The sequence below is a fragment of the Succinimonas amylolytica DSM 2873 genome (assembly GCF_000378405.1).
Lineage (GTDB): Bacteria > Pseudomonadota > Gammaproteobacteria > Enterobacterales > Succinivibrionaceae > Succinimonas > Succinimonas amylolytica.
This window is the reverse complement of the sequence record NZ_KB899636.1, coordinates 1,509,461-1,527,382: the sequence shown is the minus strand read 5'-3', so window position 1 is coordinate 1,527,382 and position 17,922 is coordinate 1,509,461. Positions and strand designations below refer to the sequence as shown.

At 51.4% G+C, this 17,922-nt stretch carries 8 protein-coding genes; 4 read left to right on the top strand and 4 right to left on the bottom strand.

Going from position 1 to position 17,922, the window contains the following annotated elements; all coding sequences use genetic code 11:
- Together F557_RS19115 and F557_RS0106775 are read left to right on the top strand one after the other, a co-directional pair.
- On the top strand, positions 1-2,035 hold a 2,035-nt coding region (locus F557_RS19115), incomplete at its 5' end, for a S8 family serine peptidase (protein WP_044142673.1).
- A gap of 121 nt (positions 2,036-2,156) precedes the next feature.
- Positions 2,157-5,705: a DUF6273 domain-containing protein gene (locus F557_RS0106775; RefSeq protein WP_019001489.1), complete on the top strand. Its 3,549-nt coding sequence runs from the start codon at positions 2,157-2,159 to the stop codon at positions 5,703-5,705.
- 184 nt (positions 5,706-5,889) lie between these two features.
- Here the strand turns inward: F557_RS0106775 and F557_RS0106770 are convergent, their stop codons facing one another.
- The 3 genes from F557_RS0106770 to F557_RS0106760 form a co-directional block, all read right to left on the bottom strand.
- A complete protein-coding gene (locus F557_RS0106770; RefSeq protein WP_019001488.1) occupies positions 5,890-6,075 on the bottom strand; it encodes a hypothetical protein in 186 nt (61 codons plus the stop codon).
- Positions 6,076-6,135: 60 nt separating this feature from the next.
- Positions 6,136-7,563: a DUF1266 domain-containing protein gene (locus F557_RS0106765; protein ID WP_019001487.1), complete on the bottom strand. Its 1,428-nt coding sequence runs from the start codon at positions 7,561-7,563 to the stop codon at positions 6,136-6,138.
- Positions 7,564-7,846: 283 nt separating this feature from the next.
- Complete coding sequence (locus F557_RS0106760; protein WP_019001486.1) at positions 7,847-15,256, bottom strand: Zn-binding domain-containing protein; 7,410 nt, start codon at positions 15,254-15,256, stop codon at positions 7,847-7,849.
- 342 nt (positions 15,257-15,598) lie between these two features.
- Here F557_RS0106760 and F557_RS0106755 point away from each other — a divergent pair, with 342 nt between their 5' ends.
- The gene (locus F557_RS0106755) at positions 15,599-16,087 is read left to right on the top strand and encodes a type III secretion system chaperone (RefSeq protein WP_084761519.1); all 489 of its coding nucleotides are present in this window, start codon (positions 15,599-15,601) and stop codon (positions 16,085-16,087) included.
- 77 nt (positions 16,088-16,164) lie between these two features.
- The gene (locus tag F557_RS0106750; RefSeq protein WP_019001484.1) at positions 16,165-17,361 is read left to right on the top strand and encodes a hypothetical protein; all 1,197 of its coding nucleotides are present in this window, start codon (positions 16,165-16,167) and stop codon (positions 17,359-17,361) included.
- 122 nt (positions 17,362-17,483) lie between these two features.
- On the opposite strand, the gene F557_RS0106745 is transcribed toward F557_RS0106750, so the two are convergent.
- A complete protein-coding gene (locus tag F557_RS0106745) occupies positions 17,484-17,909 on the bottom strand; it encodes a hypothetical protein (protein WP_019001483.1) in 426 nt (141 codons plus the stop codon).
- Between the last annotated feature and the right edge of the window lie 13 nt (positions 17,910-17,922).

Sequence of the window (17,922 nt, the reverse complement as noted above, 5' to 3'; positions counted from 1 at the left end):
TTCCGGAAAGACTGATGACGATGATTCCGGAAGAACTGATGACGGCGATTCCGGAAAAACTGACGCGGACACTGATCCGGAACTGACCTATGTGGAAATTACCAACCATAATCTGAATTTCAATTATGTCAGAAATCCGGACACCACTATTCTCAGCGACCTGGACGGCAAGGCGGATGTGGCTGGCGGCAATAAGGAGTATTTATCATTTACTCCTCATACCGGATCCGCTCTGGAGATTAAGGGGGTTAAATACGGATCAGTCAGAGTGTACAGCGACGGAACCTACCGGTACTACGTGCCCTACTCGCAGCTTAACAGGAAAAACTGGCGAGATTACAGCGAATCCATCATCTTTACCGTCAACGGCACGGTATACAATAAAACCTTCGATCTGATACAGGATCCTCTTTTTGCCCAGCAGGATCACCTCAGAAACACCGGGCTCTATATCGGTTCCGTGGCAGGGCAGGATCTTAACGTAGTTTCAGCCTGGCAGAAGGGATACACCGGCAAGGGAGTTACTGTTGCCATAATCGACTCCGAATTCCAGATCGAGCACGAAGATTTAAAGAAAAATTTCATTCCCGAGCTTTGCTACAGTGCACCGCTGCAGTCATCAGCCCCAGAGGATCTGATGGTAACAGCCATCCCCGGAACAAAAATCCACGGAACTCCGGTAGCCGGAGTCATTGCGGCCACAGCCTTTAACGGCGTCGGAAGCAGAGGCGTTGCGTATAACGCCAGAATTTACGGGCTTACCAAGATAGAAAGTAACGATTATTATTACGCGAACAGCATTATCGGGAAGGCTGATATAGTTAATGAGAGCTTCAGTCCCGCCACGCCTGTGATACTTTCTGGCAACATGGATCTCTCAGATGCCCTGACTGAAAACAGCATTCCAGTTGTCAAATCAGCCGGAAACAATTTTATCTCCACTCCTGCCACCGACATCGGCACGGGTGTCTGTACCGAACTCGGGGTAAACTGTGTATTTATCCAGTCCAGTTACCGGATGAATGCTCCGGGAGTCATTGTGGTCGGTGCCGTGGAATCTGACGGCACCCACGCCACCTACTCTAGCAGCGGCACCAATCTCTGGATTTCAGCCCGCACTGGCACCCTGACCACCGATATTGAAGGCTGTTCCTACAATACGGAAAGCCAGATTATGGATAGCGGAACCTGCAATTACGTTGTTATGGGAGGCACTTCAGCAGCAGCTCCGTCTGCTACCGGGGTTACCGCCCTTGTTCTCGAGGCAGCCGGCAGAAATCTGACAGTCAGTCAGGTAAAGTATATTCTGGCAAAGTCAGCAGTAAACTATAAGTCCGACAGTGCCATGAAGGATACTGATGTTTCAGATGATTCCTATGTGATTCACAAAGGCTGGATCCCCACCAGAAACAGCAGCAAAACCGGACTTTATTACAGCACGCTCTTCGGATTCGGCCGTATTGACGCCGGCGCAGCCACGGATCTTGCACAGAACTGCAGCAGGGATGCGGACTGCACCAGAAGATCCGGGGATCCGATCACTCTGACCACGGCCTCAAACTACTGTATCCAGGATACCTCTCTTACCACGGACTCCGAATTTGTCTACACCTGTACGCTTGCGGATCTGGTGGACGAGGATGGCAATTATTACCAGGGCAATGCCCAAATCGAAAACACCTATCTGGATCTTGATACCTACAGGTTTGCAGCTTCCGGAGAAAAGTTCGGGAATGCCTACAACCAGAACAGAGAACAGCGTGTTCAGGCTATGAGAACCGCTTCCCATACCCAGATGGAGCTTCTGGTAAACGGGGACGAGAGCCGGAAGAGCATCATCAAGCAGCGTTATGAATTCATTGAAAGAGTTTACGACTCCGTCATGCACTTCACAACACAGTCCTCCTACCTGGACGAAACATCTGAAAATGCACATCAGGTACGGTACACCCTCCGCATCCGCTCACCGGAGGCGATTGATACGGATACACTCCAGGCCCGGATCAGACTTAATGTCTATCCTCTGGAAGACTGATTTCCAGGTTCCGGCCCGGCCGTACTGTTCAAAGCCGGGACTCCGTGAAAACAGGAGTCCCCGGCCATTCCCGGGAAACTGGCTTTCTTAGGTTTGCATCATTTATCATCTGAGTGATCTCATGACTGAAACCCGTATAAATACCGATAATCCGGAAAGCGCCGCTGCCCGCACCAGACTGAACGCCGCACAGTCAGGAGACCGGGCGACTGTTATCAGAGACGACAGCAGCAAAAGAAGTACCGGCCTTGTCGGGCAGACTATTGCCGGCTACCTTCTGACCGAAGCCCTGAACACCGAAGCAGGAGAGGCGGATCTCTTTAAATGCCATAAGGTAGCGGAGCCGGAGTCCGGGGCCTTTGTTTTCAAGATTTTCCGACGAGAAAATGCCATCAAGGAATCCGTAGTCAGAAAGCTTCTTTTCGAAAGAAGCCCCTACGTGGCTCCTCTTGAACAGTATGGAATCCACAATGGCCGCCAGTTCATTATTCTGCCCTATTACGAAAGCCCCAGCCTGGCAGAAGAACTCCGGAGAGGAAGAAGATACTCCGAGGAGGAGCTCAGAACTGTCATTATCCCTTCGGTAATCGAAGGACTCAGAATCATTCATGAGCTCGGCATCCTTCACAAGGATGTGAAACCTGCGAATCTCATTCCGGACAACACGGGGCGGAGGATTGTCCTTATCGATTTCGGGATCAGCAGCGATACCGGCGGCCAGACTCTGGTGGTTACCAGAACCGGCATGACGCCCTTCTATGCGGCGCCCGAGGCAATTCAGGGGATTTTTCATAAGGAAACGGACTACTATGCCCTGGGGATTACCGTTTTTGAGCTCTTTACAGGGTTCACCCCGTTTCAGAATACCGGACTGTCTGAGCAGGATGTCATGCGGCTGGCCTCCCTGAACCAGATCAGTTTTCCTGACAGTTTCCCGGAGAATCTCCGGAATCTGGTACTGGGACTCACGTACAAGGATCTTTCCCATCGCAACGAGCCCGAAAACCCGCACCGCAGATGGGGCTATCAGGAGGTACGGCGCTGGCTTCAGGGGGAACAGCTTCCAGTGCCCGGAACCAGTTTGGGAGGAAGCTCCTCAGGTACGGAAGATTTTCCGCCCTACAGTTTTCAGGGATCTGTATACACCCGGGAAGAAGACTTTATCAAAGCTCTCCTGAAAAATCCCCTCCGGGCATTTAACGAAATTGGCAGAGGCCTTCTGTCCTGCCACTATTACCGATTCAGCAAAGAAAAAGGAGACCTCTGCGCCAGGGCTGAGGAACAGGCCGCCGGCAGCACTGTTCCCGGTTTAAAAATTCTGTACGCGCTTCTTTACAGTCTAGAGCCTTCCCTGAAAACCATCTTCTGCGGAGATCAGAAATTTCGGGATATTCATGAACTCATTGGAAGGATATTTGACAGGGCTATCATGGAAACCGTAAGGCTGCAGGGCCTAGGCACCTCAGAGGCTCCCGAGATCAGGGAGTTTAATATACTGCTGTGCAGCGGAGCTCTGGAGGAATATGCGCAAAAAGCAGCCAAAAGCCCTTCCCTTGCCAGGATTTTAGAAAATCTGAGAAAAGCTGAGGCGGAACAGGATTCCAATCTGAAACTCTGCCTTATGGCCGGATACGCCCTTTCGGATCGCCGTGCGGTAGCAGTCAGCGGCACCTGCTATGAAAATCCTCAGAAACTCCGGGATTCTCTGATGGCAGTCAGGGAGCAGGATCGCCAGCGCTATCTCACCCTTCTTAAGCGGATAAAACCAGAAATCGATTTTTATGCCCGGATCCTCAGGGAGGAGATTTACCGAAATGCGCTTCAGGAGCTTCTGAATGATCTGGACAGTGCGGTTTTCGGGAAGAATGAGTACTTTTTCAGAAACGGAGACGACTTTAAGAATTACATCTCCAGCTGTCTTGAAAATAACCGGCTTAAGGAAATCCGATACATTTCCGATAAATTCGGAAGTGCTCTCCAGATAGTTTCCCGGGATGTCTGGCACAGCGATGCCTTTTCCTATCTCTCTCATATCGTTTCCAGAATGGTTTTTGTGGGAACTGAAACCTTTGCCGGCGCAAACGAGTTCCGCATCTTTACCGACAGCCTGAAAAGAAATCCAGCCGATCTCCGGATCTTTCTTAATGAGCATCGGCAGGATCTGGAAAGACTGCGCGGAAGAGCTGCTATCGGAAATACCGTGGCAGATCTTCTGAATTCCGAAAACAGCGGCCCTGACACCGGAAACATTACGGTGGGCGGCGTCAGCTATTCCGGAAGTGCCCGTTCCCGAAATGAATCCCCTTCCGGGAACTCCGCGGCAGTCAATCCCGCAGCCTCCACTGGGGACGGAACAGTACAGGCAGGAAGCTATATCACCTTCGGAAACTATTTCCAGAACGACAGCCGGACAAAAACTCCGCTTGAATGGCTGGTTCTGGAGGTCTTCGGTAACCATACAGCTCTTGTCGTCAGCAGATATATTCTGGACTTCCGGCCATACCATTATCGGATTGGATATGAAACATGGGAAAGCTGTTCTCTGCGACGGTGGCTTAATGAGGATTTTCTGAATGCCGCCTTTTCCGAAAGAGAAAGAAGACACATCACCTTAACCACGGTACTCAGGGATGATAACCAGCAGTTCCAGATATCCGGCGGCGAGGATACCCGGGATCGGATTTTCTGTCTGAACGTTCCGGAAGCTGAGCAGTACTTTCCGGACAGATCCTCCCGAATTGCGCAGGCTACCAGCTATGCCAGCGGCCATAATAGCACTTACGGAATAGATTTAAATTACTGGTGGCTGCGCACCCCTGGCTCATCGCAGGCTTATGGAGTCATCATAAACAGTGATGGGAGCTTTGATCTTCATGGACACAGCCATACCAGCATTAATGGAGTCAGACCGGCAATGATTATTTCATTGGCAGACCCTGACAGTACGGAAAAGTCTGAGAAGGCGGCACAGCCCCCCAGAAAACATTTCCCTAAAAGCAGCGACTCGAATCCCGAAGAATACGAAACCGGACGCATTGTACAGTTCGGATGGTACCATATTAACGTAAACGGAATCAGAGAACCTCTGGACTGGATAGTTTTGGGCATACATGATAACCAGGCTCTCCTGATAAGCCGAAGAATTATCGACGTGAAGCCCTTCCATTACCGGAACTGCAAAATCACCTGGGAACAGTCCTCCCTGCGGAAATGGCTCAACAGAGATTTTCTGCGCACAGCCTTCACCAGTGATCAGCGGGATCGGATTATAGTTTCAACGGTATTTGCAGCTAAAAACCCGGAATACCGTACCCCTGCAGGTCCCAGCACCGCAGATATGGTCTTCTGTCTCAGTATCCACGAAATCGACCATTATTTCAGAAACAGCTACTCATCGCGGACGGCCTTGCCCACGGCTTACGCTCAGAGCAAGGGAAGTTTCGAATACGGGGATGACTGGTGGACACGAACTCCCGGGGTAAGTCTTGATAGCTGTATCAGCATTACTGACAACGGAAGCTCGTACCTAAGAGGTACTGAGGTAACCGCAGATGCCGGTGTACGTCCTGCCTTATGGGTCGTCATAGACAAGGAAAAGGAATCCTTTTTCAGAAAAGGATTCCGGGCCTGCCGAAGACTTCCCTTTAATATCAAAGCCAGCTGGTTTTAGGTAACACCATCCAACCGGATTCCGGAACAGAAATAGCTTATCTGCATTAGGCGCTCCGTCCAGGAGAAACACCATTGTCCTGATAATTACATACCTGAATACGAATGTACCCGGGGGAAAGACCGTTAACAAGCCTCCCGACTCCTGAAAAGCAAAAAAACTCCGGAATGGTGAATTTCCAGAATCAGGATTTTCTGTAACGGTGCTTGCGGCGTCTCCATTTCTTAAGGGTGGTCTTTCTGCCCTGACGGCCGGATTTCTTCTTCTGGGAAAGCCCCATTTTTTCACCTTTTTTCTTCAGATAGAAAAGCCACCCGACAAAGGCCAGCGCCACTGCAAAAACCCAGATAAAAAAAATCCAGACCGACATTACAAGCTCCTCAATCCCCGGCTGTCCTTATAAAGTTCCTTTGCACCGCCGGGAGCCGAACTATTCATTCTTCTCACTTTGATTATACTCCCTGAAAATCCGCGGTAAATCAGTAAAGATCTCAATAAGAGCAGCGACATCATTTTTAATGATGCCGAACTGTTCTTCAGGGTTCTTTTCCACAAAAAGAGAATCGCACTTGTACATATACGGCAGCTGAAATTCAATATCGCAGCCGATCTCCCTGATATAAAACGGAAGAATAACATTGCCAAGGCCGCGGTTCACCGGAAGACCGGAGGATACCGTCAGAGTCCCGGGCCAGGGACGAAAACGGATACCGCTGTACGGATGAAAATTCCAGACCCCTTTATTGGTGAACATGTTGAATTTCATAATGAATACCGGAAACTCACCCGGGGTCAGCGGCAGCTTCAGGGAATCATAGTAGACTCTGAAGTCATAACCGCTGGAAATCGGAATAAACTCATCAAACTTGCAGAATTCCCGAAACCACAGAATAATGCCGGAGTTTTCGATCCGGGGCAGAATAAAGCGGGTATAGATATCAAAGCCCCGGGTGATTCTGTCAAGGGAATCCCGGGTGCGCGAGGACAGGCTGTTCCAAAGAGAATCAAGTCTTTCGTGAGCTACCAGCGGCTTCAGGGCCTCTCTCAGAAGCCCGATATCATTATTCTCCCAGGAGGGCACCGGCAGTCTGACGTCCAGATCGTTATTGCAGGCCAGATAAAAGTTGTCTATTATCTCCTGAGCCTGTCCCGGCAGATAGCGCACCTCGGCGGTGGACACACAGTAGGTATAAAGTCTGGACAGAAGAATTCCCGTTAAAAAGTGCCCCCAGCCCGAAAACATCTTTACAATGCGTTCTCCGGTTCTGTTAATGAGTTCTTCGTATTCGCTGTGAGAGATGATGCCCAGATCAAAGGCGGCATCAACAAAATTTATCTGATCCACCAGATCCTGGGCAATAATTCCGGTATCGTCATCCAGATCCAGAAGCGACTGAAACTTCCCGCAGAACAGGTTCATCCAGCCCAGTCTCCTCTCGTCGCAGATTACCTTGGATACGGAATATTTCAGGGCCAGATGCGGATCATGACCGCATTCGCCGTAAAAATCCGCCAGTGCCGGGTTCATGGGAATATCGTCAATAAAGCGCTCCATGTACTGAGCGTCATTTTTAAGACTGAGATGTGCCAGGGAATCCGGACGGGCCCTGTAGTATTCATGAAAAAACTTGAAGACTCCCACCTTCCAGGCATTCACATCCCGGTGTCTTATGAGATAGTTTTCCAGAGAGCGGGCGTTAGTTACATGATCCTGACGGAAAGAGCGGGCCACGAAGGCCAGGGTTTCAAAATTCTGCGTTCTCGTGGCGGCATAGTATTCTGCTGAGGTAAACGGCGTTGTCCGAAGCTCGTAGAGGGCGTCCACAAACTTTAGATTAAGATAGGTGTTAAATGCCATTTATCCCTGAGTTCCCGCAAATTAAAAAATGGGAGCACGGCTCCAGGAACGTCCCGGCCCGCATCCACCGGCCGGACAGGGGCTGCTCCCTCCCCGCAGATGAAAAACAGTCCCCGACCTGAAAAGATCCCGCACGACTCCGTTTTAATTTTAACGTACCGCCGGCAATTCTTCAATAACCCGGAGTGCCCGGAATCCGCTGCCGCCAGAGGCCGTCCGTGAGATGGCAAGATTGTTCCTGTTCAGTAAAAAACTGCTGCTAATGACCGGTCCGGAGCGGAAATCAGCTTTTAGGCTTCAGAATCATGTCCAGGGTGAAATCACACGACAGCACCACCTGGAATTTTCTGGCCCGCAGTCCGATAACCGTATCACGGATAGTTTTGCCTTCATCCGTATGGTTGCTGAGCACCAGACGGTAGCCCTTCTGCCCGAAATATTCCCGGGATTCCGCATCCGGCGCCACCGCGATTTTCAGGGGTTCCGAAATAAACTCCGCATAATGGCCGTCAAGCTCCCTGCCGTGCCCGCAGACAAAGCCGTCTCCCAAAAGTCCGGTATCCGCCAGAAGTGTCATGACCTCCATGAGTTCCCCGCCGTAACTATCCTCCAGAGCTTCCCGGGTACAGGTCGCATTCTTCCTGAGAACAACTCCGGGAGGGATCTCAAAGAACTCCGGGAGATTCTCCATGGTATATCCCGCCAGCCTATCCGGAGATGTTACTGCGTTAGAGCCGCCTAAATCCGTAATCTCCTCCCCGGCCGCCTCATGATACCTGGGAAGAAGGGCAAACATGTTATAGAGCTGCCAGAAGCTTTCCCATGCAGCACGATCCAGACCATTTTCAAAAATCACCGGTTCTGAAATCACATTATGCACCGAAATGCCGGTTCCCGGATAATTCATCCGGACATTTATGCAGTAGGACTCCGGAACGGCATCCGCCCCCCGGGAAAACCACACCGGCGGCACATTAGACGCATTTGAGTCCTGTTTCGCTCCGCAGCCTGGTCCTTCCAGAAGAGTCAGATGCCGTCCGGCGAACAGTCCGGACATTCTGCTCCGGTCCTCCTGAATCGCCAGCTGACAGGCCTGCTTTCTTTCCATAAGGCTGTCCGGGGAGAGATATGGCGCAGCGGTCACGCTGTCGGCCAAAACGAGATCTGCACTGCTTCCGGGATCGGTAATACCCCACAGAAGATCAAAGAAAATCCTCCTGAGATACCCGGGATCGGGATGCAGCAGTACAAACAGGAACTGATCCACAGGCTCCGAAAAAGGATTCAGAGTACTCCGGCCGCTGTTCCCGTAAAAAATGTTCAGTGCCAGAATTTCCTTTCTGGTTTCAGAAAAGTCGCTCCGGAAATGCCGGGCAAACTGATCCTCTGCCGGGAATTTCGGCTGCCTTAAAAGTCCGGAAAGCGCCCAGGGAGTTCTTCCGGACAGATCATTCCAGGTAAGAGTCCACGGAAGATACTGTACCGATCTTTGGCGATTCCCCTTTCGCAGAAGCTCCCGGGCAGCCAGATCTCCGGGAAATCTTACCTTTCCACGGAACAGATCGCCGTGGTACCGGTAGCTGTCAAGATAAAGAGCAGTTTTGTAGAGCCCCAGAAGTTCAGGAGCTTTACTTTCCCCGTTCTCGGTAATCCGGTATTCCTCCGGTTCAAACAGGAAATCCGGCCGGGACGGCTGCTCATCACTGACATGCGGTTCTTCCGGCTCCCCCTCCAGGGTGATGCGGTAGCGGAATTCAATAACCCGGGTGGCACTCCCGGACGGATGCTCCTCCCGGCGCCCCTCCCAGAGCCACACGCCGCGCATAACACTGCCGGCGGAATCCCGGTATTCCGTAAAGCGATCCTGATATTCCCCGGCAATCTCCTGGAAAAGCTCGACAATACTGGCCCTGAAAATGCCGGGAGAGGTATCTTCACTTCCCGTTTCGGGAAGCCCCCGGCCCTGACGGCATTCCCGGAATCCGGTGGTTTGGGCACTTTTAACCAGAGCCTCCATAATCATAACAGCCTGTGCTCTGGAGAGTATCCCTCCCCCCTGGACTCCGTAATGGTATACGCAGGAATAGCAGCCATCCTCGCAAGGACAGCCCCTAAGCGCCTCTAGCCCCCTTTCCAGAATCTCCTGGAACACCAGTCTTCCGGTGCCGGGATTCCTGGAACAGAGTCTCTTAAGATCCCCGGTTCCCCCCGGAATCCGATCATAGATTACGATATACTCATTCCTGCAGTTTTCGGTAACCTCGGAACAGAAATCAAACCTGAGATGCCGGGATGCTGTCCAGAACCAGGATTCTATGCCGAGACGGATCCCGGCCAGGATAAGATAGCGGAAATATGACGTTTTCCCCGCCAGACCGGCAAAAGCCGGCAGCCGAATCCTAATCCCCTCTGTGTTAAGTTTCCGGAACAGATAGGTTTCGGCAAACACCCTGCTGGAGGTACCAGGAATTACCGCGTCCAGCTCCGTCATGTCCGCATGCCGGCAGTATCCGAAATGATAATCCTCCGGCCGGACAAGGCCGCGATACTGCGAAGCCCTGCTCCGTTCCTCCGTTTTCTGCCGTCCTCCGGCATTCCTGTGATAATTCCAGAGAGAGGTGGCCTTGCCGCAGGAGGTGCATACCACAAAACCCTGACGCGGCACCGTTTCCCCGTCTACGACGGCATCCGCATGAGACACCTGCTCCCTGATATTGCCATAATTAACCTGTAAAAGGGTGATTCTTCCGAAATATTCCATCCCGAAGCCGTTTTCCGGAAGACTGAAGGAAAACCTGGGGGCTTTGCAGTCAAAGTCAAAATGCGATTTAACAAGATAATGCTCCTGCTCCCGTTCCTCGCGGTTCTGGCCCGCAATACCGGCCTCCTCCCGCAGCATCTCGCTTGACATATCAGGCATGCTCATAAAAAGATGCCGGTTGTTTTCCCAGTTCAGATCTCCGCATTTCGGGCAGCCACGGCGATCAAACTCCGGGGTTCCCTCCCGAGCCAGAGCAGCGCACTGGCTGCAGTAGCGGTACGAACTGAAAGCCTTAGGACTGCTGTCCGAAACCAGCGCGGCGGGATCGACGCCCAGCACCGTCATCCGACGCTCATTAAAGTAAAAGGTATTGTCAGGAGCCAGAGCAGTCAGGGCTTTTTCCGCCGGCACCGTAACCGCAAAGGCCTCCGGAACCGGATCCCTCCCGGTATCTCTTTCCGCGAAATCCAGGATTTCCCCGGTCAGAGTGCCGCCCTTTTCGGGGAGGTCATAATGCGGCAAAAGGCCCTGTTCCGCCAGAAAGCCCGGCGCATCCTGACAGGTCAGGGCTGCGATTCTGGCAGAAACAGCGGCAATACGGACATTCATGCTGCGGAGCAGGGAGCGCTCGCCGCTCTTTTCCGCTCTCTCCCGTTCATCCAGGTAACAGCTCTTCCGGGTATTCAGGCAGCCTATTCTGCCGATAAGACCAGTAAATGCATCACTTACGGCCGCGGTCAGCATTCCGGATGCTACCTGACGCTCCAGCTCCCCGAAAACATTTTCCGTCTCAGAAAAGCTCTCCGGAGTCTCATCCCGGAATTCCAGAAGACAGCTATCCCTAAATTCCCGGATAAGACGATCCCGGTTTCGGGAAATGTAGTCCCCAATTCCGGCAGCAAAGGCCGGCACCCGGCCGTCAGCAACATTGAAGGATTCCGGAATACAGGGAGTTTCATCCCCGGTAACAAAGCTCTCCAGAGCCGCCCGGTCAAAGCAGAAGGCCAGAAAATTCCTTTTAAGAATATCCGGCGATTTCAGGCAAAAGGCCGGAGGAGCAATCACGCCTTCCGTAAGATAGCCAGGAGTTTCAAAAGCATGGAGATCATGTCCGGATGAAGCCCGGGCAAAATTCACGACCAGGGAGCTTCCGGAGACACGGCCAGCACAGCCGGCACGCTGAAGATAGCCGGCTGCGGTGTCCGGAAGTCCGGCCAGAAACACGGTATTCAGATCCCCGGTATCAATTCCGGTTTTCAGAGCTGCGGTGGCAGAAAAAACAGTCACCGCCCCGGAAAATCCGGAGCTCGGGAATGATTCTCCGACTGTGTCGCGAACACCGTAATTCAGAAGCCCGTTATGCTCCTTTGCGCTAATGCGGGAGCCGAACCCCGAATCATAAAGCTCCCGGTAACACTGTTTCCCGAAATCATCCTCCTCCGGAAAACGTTCCAGAAGATAGTCCCGATCCTGCGCTCTCCCGCCGTCCGGAGTATGCTTTTTAAGACAGGTACAGATTCTGAAATCCGCCCCCCGGGAAAACTCCGGCACGCGCACTCTGTAAAGACATGCCGGACAGTATCTTACAGAAGCCCTTTCCGAAAGCAGCAGCGCCTCGGGGGAAATCACATAAAGAGCCGGATCGTCGTCGCTGCCACCGGCGTTCAGTCTCCGGAGAAGTCCGCTCTCCGACATGACATCCAGAAGCTCCCGGTAGAATTCCCTAACATCGTGCAGCAGACTGACGGTCTTAAACTCTCCGCCACGGGCAAAAGCCCGGCAAAAAAGTTCGTAATAGAGGGATGATTCATGAATTTTCAGTACTTCGAAAAAACCGAACCTGTCGTTTTTGACCCGGTCATCATCGCAGACAGCAATTCTCGGAAAATTAAAGGAGCTGAATTTCGGAATAAGCTCGTGGAAACGATCATAGCCGCTGTCGTCGCCATGACCGGAGGATTTCAGGCGGCAGGAATAGACATCCTGAAGGCGTTTTTCCCGAAAAGGAGCAATATAGGGATTGTCCACTACACCCCGGATACGGAAGCACTGCAGTACGCTTTCGATAAAGCCGGCCATCCGGATTTCATTCTTAAGCCATTCAAAGGAATCAAGTCCCGCAAGCTCCGGTACGGATTTCAGCCGCTCCTGCATCAGGAAGGCTGACCTCTGCACCATTTCCGGAGAAAATCCTGCCGTCAGGGTTCCGGCAGTCTCGAGAGACTGTCCGTCATCACTGCCACCTGCAAACTCATTGATGCATTCCCATTCCAGACGATTCAGAAATGCTCTTTTAAAACGTGAGCAGTTTTCCGGAGACTCCTCCGCAAGATCCGCGAACCTGAACCTCACGGGGTTCAGAGGCGGCCGGAAGCTAAAGACAAACTCCGGAGAAAGCGCGGCCCCGCTGCAGCCGAAGCGCTTTTCAAAATGACTGATAAATCCCCGGAAGAATTCCCCGAGGGATAGTTCCGGGTAACCGGAGGACCGGGGCTCTTCGGAATTCCCGGCAGCACCATGCTCTTTCCGCCATAACGAGAAATACTCCGCCATGGCCTTGCGAAGGAAGAACCGGTAACTGCGATCCTCATAAACCCCCGTAAGGAATGGGGCATCCTGCGCCGCACCGGAAAACACCAGAAGCTTCCGGGATTCAGGTTCTGTACTTTCAGCGGCACTTCCCATAACCGCATTGAGAGCCGCCGCGGAAAGACTGGAAATCCGGGAACCGGCAACGGATACAGGATCCCGGGAAAGGCAGAAGGGACACTTCGGAACAAATCTTTCCACGCCGTTCTCCCGGGCAGAAAACGAGTACTCATACACCGGAACCCAGCTCTGCCAGACCTCCGCAGCATTTACAAAACGGGGATCACGGAGTTTTTTTATAAAATTGTCCTCCCGATCGAACCGGAGGTCGGTTCCCCGGATTCTCATTCTGGAAAATACCGTGCATCCGGCACCTCCCAGTCTCTCGCCGTCAGTTTCGGGAGCATTGTAGGAAATCGTCAGATCCGGGAGTGCGGCAAAATCGCCGGCATAATCCCGATCCCCCGGAGCGTTAAGCGGTACCAGAAGACGAACTTCCCGATTCCGGTCCCTGAAGGCCCTGGAGACACATTCAAAATCCCTGACAAATCCGGCTCCGGTTTCGTCACGGAGCCCTACCCATCCGGATCCGCCGCATTTCCGGCAGCACCAGAACGGGAGTGCGGCCGTCATTTGCTCCGCTGTTCCGGCATTCCGGGACTTTCTGACAAAAACGAACCCCGGCATCCGGGAAACCTCCCGGGCTGCCGAGAAAAGCTCCCGCACCCACATGGTTACCCTGCTGAAAAGGAACGGACGCCGCCGGTCGGGAGAGGAGTCCTCATCCAGAGCTCCCGCAGCGAGATCCAAAAAATGCCCGGCCACAATTTCCGCCAGAGTGCTGAGATCGGTACTGACAGTATTGCCGGAATCCCGCGAATTCCGGCTCCAGCGGATCAGGGCTGCAAACTCCGGACTGTCCCTGAATCCGGAGACCAGACCGCTGAAAGGAATACTGCCGGCAGATGCAAGAGCAACCAGCGCCCGGAATATTGGATGCGTCTTAAGACATCTGCCCCGGGAAACCGCCCTTCTGACAATTTCTCCGGGAAGCTTTTCCGGAGGCGCAAACGCGGTCAGCGGCTCCGGAAAAGCTCTTTTGTATTCCGGAAGCCAGATACGGGAAAGCCGGTCCAGAAAAACATCATACGGACTGATCCCCTCAGTAATGCCGGCGGATCGCGTTCCTTCCAGGGTAAGTCCGGGATCTGCAACCTCCGGAAGGTGCACCGGAATGACCGCAGGCAGGCTGTTCGCTCCCCAGAATTCCTGCGGGGAAACACGGTTTTCGAAAATCACAGAATTCCAGGCAAAATCCTCACCGAATATTTTTCTGGCATAGCCGGTAATATCTTCCCGGCTTCCCGTACTGACCAGGGTTCCTGCCGGGCAGAGATCCCCCCGGGAAAGACCAAGCCTGAGCTTCAGTCTCCGGATAAGACCGGCAGCATCGCTGCTCTGGACTTCGTCATAGGTATGCATGTCGTCCAGCACCAGGAATTTCAGACATGGAGAAAACTTTTCCGAACCGGGGATTTCGGATTCATCCCGGGGGTCAGCCGGAATACTGCCGGTCCAGAGGTCGTTATACGCCCGCAGAGTCAGGGCCCGGTCCAGCATTCTGAAGCTGGTAATAATAATGTCCGGCACAGTTTCCAGAATAGCGTCCCGGTTCTCAATAATATGATCCTCACCCATATCCCGGGGCAGCGAAGAATCACTGTTCTTCGTTTTGACGTTCCCGCCGGGATTTCTGACAGCGGAACAGCTGTTCCCGGTTAAAAGTCCGGCCGTTACCGGAAAATTGCCGTTTTCATCCCGCGGAAGTCTCATGATTTCCCGGGCCAGACACCGGGCCTGATCCGCGGCCTGGTCATTCACCGGATACACAATAATGGCCTTCACCCCTTTCCGGCGGTGCTGCTGATTCTCCCGGAAACAGTAATCCAGTATGGGATAGAGAAAGGCCGCAGATTTTCCAGAACCGGCTCCGGCAGCCAGAAGCACCGGTTCCGGATTTCTGGGAGTATCAGTTCGGTAATTCCAGGAAGCAAGATGCCGGAAGGCTGCAGCCTGATGGCAGTACGGCACAAAGCCCGGAGCTACCCTGAGAAAATCCCTGAGCTCCAATGACTCTGCTTCGGAAATCTGTTTATAGGGAAGCTTCAGAGAAATCTCACAATCGTTGAAAACCCCCTCCTCCGGCCGCTCCAGGAAGGCTACAAATTCCTTTTTTACCACCGGGTCGGAAACGGGATACTGACTTATGATATAGCTCAATATGGACTTTTTAACTTCCCGCGCTTCTTCAAACGGCAACATATCCCACCTCTGAAAACCCATGCTTAATATTTTCCGGAGAAAAATCTCCCCATCCTATGATTAGTTTATAGGACACCGTAACGCATTTACAGGGCTCCAATCCGTTTTTTTGGAATATGAGAATTAAATCATGTTTAATCAAAAATGACGGCAGAAAAGCGCCGGCACTTCTTTCTTGCGACAGTTCTGATTGCCATGGGAAGGTTTGGCGCGGAATAGGAAAAAAGCTCATAAATCCAGATAAGGATCAGACCATAGCCTGATATTTCAGAATAATAAAAAAAATTTTAACTTTTTAGCCATTTGACCGTTATGATGGTGAAATGGTTGCTTTAATAATCATTTCACAAAAGGAATTTCAAGATGAGCTTGAGCCAGGCAAAACTGCTAATGAATGATCTTGCCAGAAGTCTTGGTACAGAAGGAGCGGATATTCTCGGCGACGACGGGTTATGCACTATCACTGTGGAACAGAAATGGATTCCGCCTGTTCACATCTGTTACATTGATTCCGATAATTCAATGCTCTTTTTTGCAGAAATCGGGATTTTGACTTCTGATAGGGAAACAGAGGTTTTAAAGGAATTAATGCATCGTCAGTATCTGTTTTCCCATACCAACGGCATTACCACTTCTCTTTCCGGCGAAAAAAACATGCTTACCGTACAGTTCAGGTTTTCTTTAAACGAATTAACTGAACAGGAGCTGGCAGCTCACCTTAACAACTTTGTGGGAGAGGTTGCTAAAGTAAAAATCCTTGTTTATAAGGATGACCCGACTCTATCCCAGAACAGTAATGATGCCGATCAGCAGTTACACCCAGGCATCAACGGCAGTTTTCTGGAAATATAATGCTGGAACAATGAACAGATTTCCCACGAACCGGCTAAAGCTTATGTATCGTTATACTATGAAAATCAGGAGGTTCTATGACTGGTGTTGTAAATAACAATGTGATAACTGCCGGAACCAATGAAAATATTCAGACATCGGAACCGGTGAGAAATACTAATGCCCGTGAGGAATTCGATATACTCGATGAAGAGGCGCTGCCTCCTCAAAATACTCTATTGTCTCAAAACATGCTCAGAAACGTGAGGTTTCACCGCTGTACGGGATTAAACAATGAGCAGATTGCCGTCATTGACAACATGAGAGCTCCCAAGGTTCGGGGATTCTTTTCAAATCTGTTTTCCAAGATCGGCAGATCGGTAGTAGGCTTTGTTCATGCATTCAAATCCCGTGAAACCAGAACAATCCTGAATGACACACTAAGGACCAGAACGAATGCACTGAGAAATATCAAGGCTGATAAGCTGCCGGAATTACCCAGGGATAGCACACCTGTTTCCATGGATGCCGGGCAGATTGGCAAGCTTACAGGGCTTGGCAGCAGAACCAGAGTGATTCCCTTCGTTCCGTATGAAGAAGAAAACAGAAATGCTAGCCCCCTGCAGAAGATGCTGTTTCCGCACGGCGAGCCCCGTTTTGATGATATAAAGCAGAACCCCAAGCTTCAGGACTGCTGGTTTCTGTCATCCATCTCCTCAATATTGAATTCCCAGGGGGCGGAAGGTATTGAAAGACTGTTTTCACCGAGTGCAAAGGAAAATCATGTTCTGGTGAGGCTCGGCAAAAATCAGTATGAGGTTCCTCTCGGACGCTACACCAACGGCAGTGAAAATTTCGGCAGCAGGAGCGCAAACTGGGTAGTGGCTCTTGAAAATGCCATGCAGATGCATTTACTTGCCATGCGCAAGGACGAGTATTCTCTGAGCGAGGTAATTTCAAATCCGGACAGTAATGTAAATATCCGCATGAGGGGCGCCGAGATCGGTCTGAAGGCCCTTTTGTGCGACGGATATGATGTTACTCTGGTTCAGAATCCTGAATCAGAAACGGGGCTTAATACCATAAAAACAGCGATCAAAAACAACCGTCCCGTTGTATTAGGACATGCCGGCGGTCTGTTCAAGGCTCTGTCTGACGGCATTTCTCCGAAGCATGCAGTTTCTGTGCTGGGAATGTCTCCTGACGAAAAATCGCTGATTGTACAGGACCCTTACGGCAAAACAAAGATGCTCGCCGTCTCCAAACTGCATGAATGCAGTGTCTGCCTTGTCTGAAACTGAAGCTCCGGATCTGTTTTTGAACGGTTCCGAAAAACAGAAGCATGCCCCGGAGATATTACGGGGCTGTTTTTTTCAGAAAAGCCGCACAACCAGAAGCAATCCTGAATCAGTTCGCCCTATTTCCCGCCCTGCTGCTCTGCATAGGCAGCGAAAATCCGCTTTCTGCTTTCAATACCGTAAAAGGTAATACGCCTTATCAGCATTTCCACCTGCCCCATGAGATCATCGGGAGAATTAAGATCCAGGGAGGACAGAATCTCCACCATCAGCTCCGGAAGGTTAATCCCGATCCGGAAATTGTCCGGCAGAAAATCTGCGTCATTCATTTTAAGAATGGTTTTCTGCAGCTCCTTGAATGCCGGATCGTAAAAATCATCAATCTCCATGATAAATCCCGTAACCAAAAGCCTTTTCTGCTCCCGGTCGCAGGTCAGTATCACATGCATATCATTAAGATCGTTTTCAGAAATTCCGGTTTCAGGATCCAGCGGCTTCAGCGGCATGCTGCATTTCGCAAAAATCCCGTTCAGCATATCAATCATTTCATATTCTCCG

Coding starts and splice junctions, on each gene's coding strand:
- F557_RS0106745 (WP_019001483.1), bottom strand. CDS start 17,909: ATGATTGATATGCTGAACGGGATTTTTGCGAAATGCAGCATGCCGCTG.
- F557_RS0106775 (WP_019001489.1), top strand. CDS start 2,157: ATGACTGAAACCCGTATAAATACCGATAATCCGGAAAGCGCCGCTGCC.
- F557_RS0106760 (WP_019001486.1), bottom strand. CDS start 15,256: ATGGGTTTTCAGAGGTGGGATATGTTGCCGTTTGAAGAAGCGCGGGAA.
- F557_RS0106750 (WP_019001484.1), top strand. CDS start 16,165: ATGACTGGTGTTGTAAATAACAATGTGATAACTGCCGGAACCAATGAA.
- F557_RS0106755 (WP_084761519.1), top strand. CDS start 15,599: ATGAGCTTGAGCCAGGCAAAACTGCTAATGAATGATCTTGCCAGAAGT.
- F557_RS0106765 (WP_019001487.1), bottom strand. CDS start 7,563: ATGGCATTTAACACCTATCTTAATCTAAAGTTTGTGGACGCCCTCTAC.
- F557_RS0106770 (WP_019001488.1), bottom strand. CDS start 6,075: ATGTCGGTCTGGATTTTTTTTATCTGGGTTTTTGCAGTGGCGCTGGCC.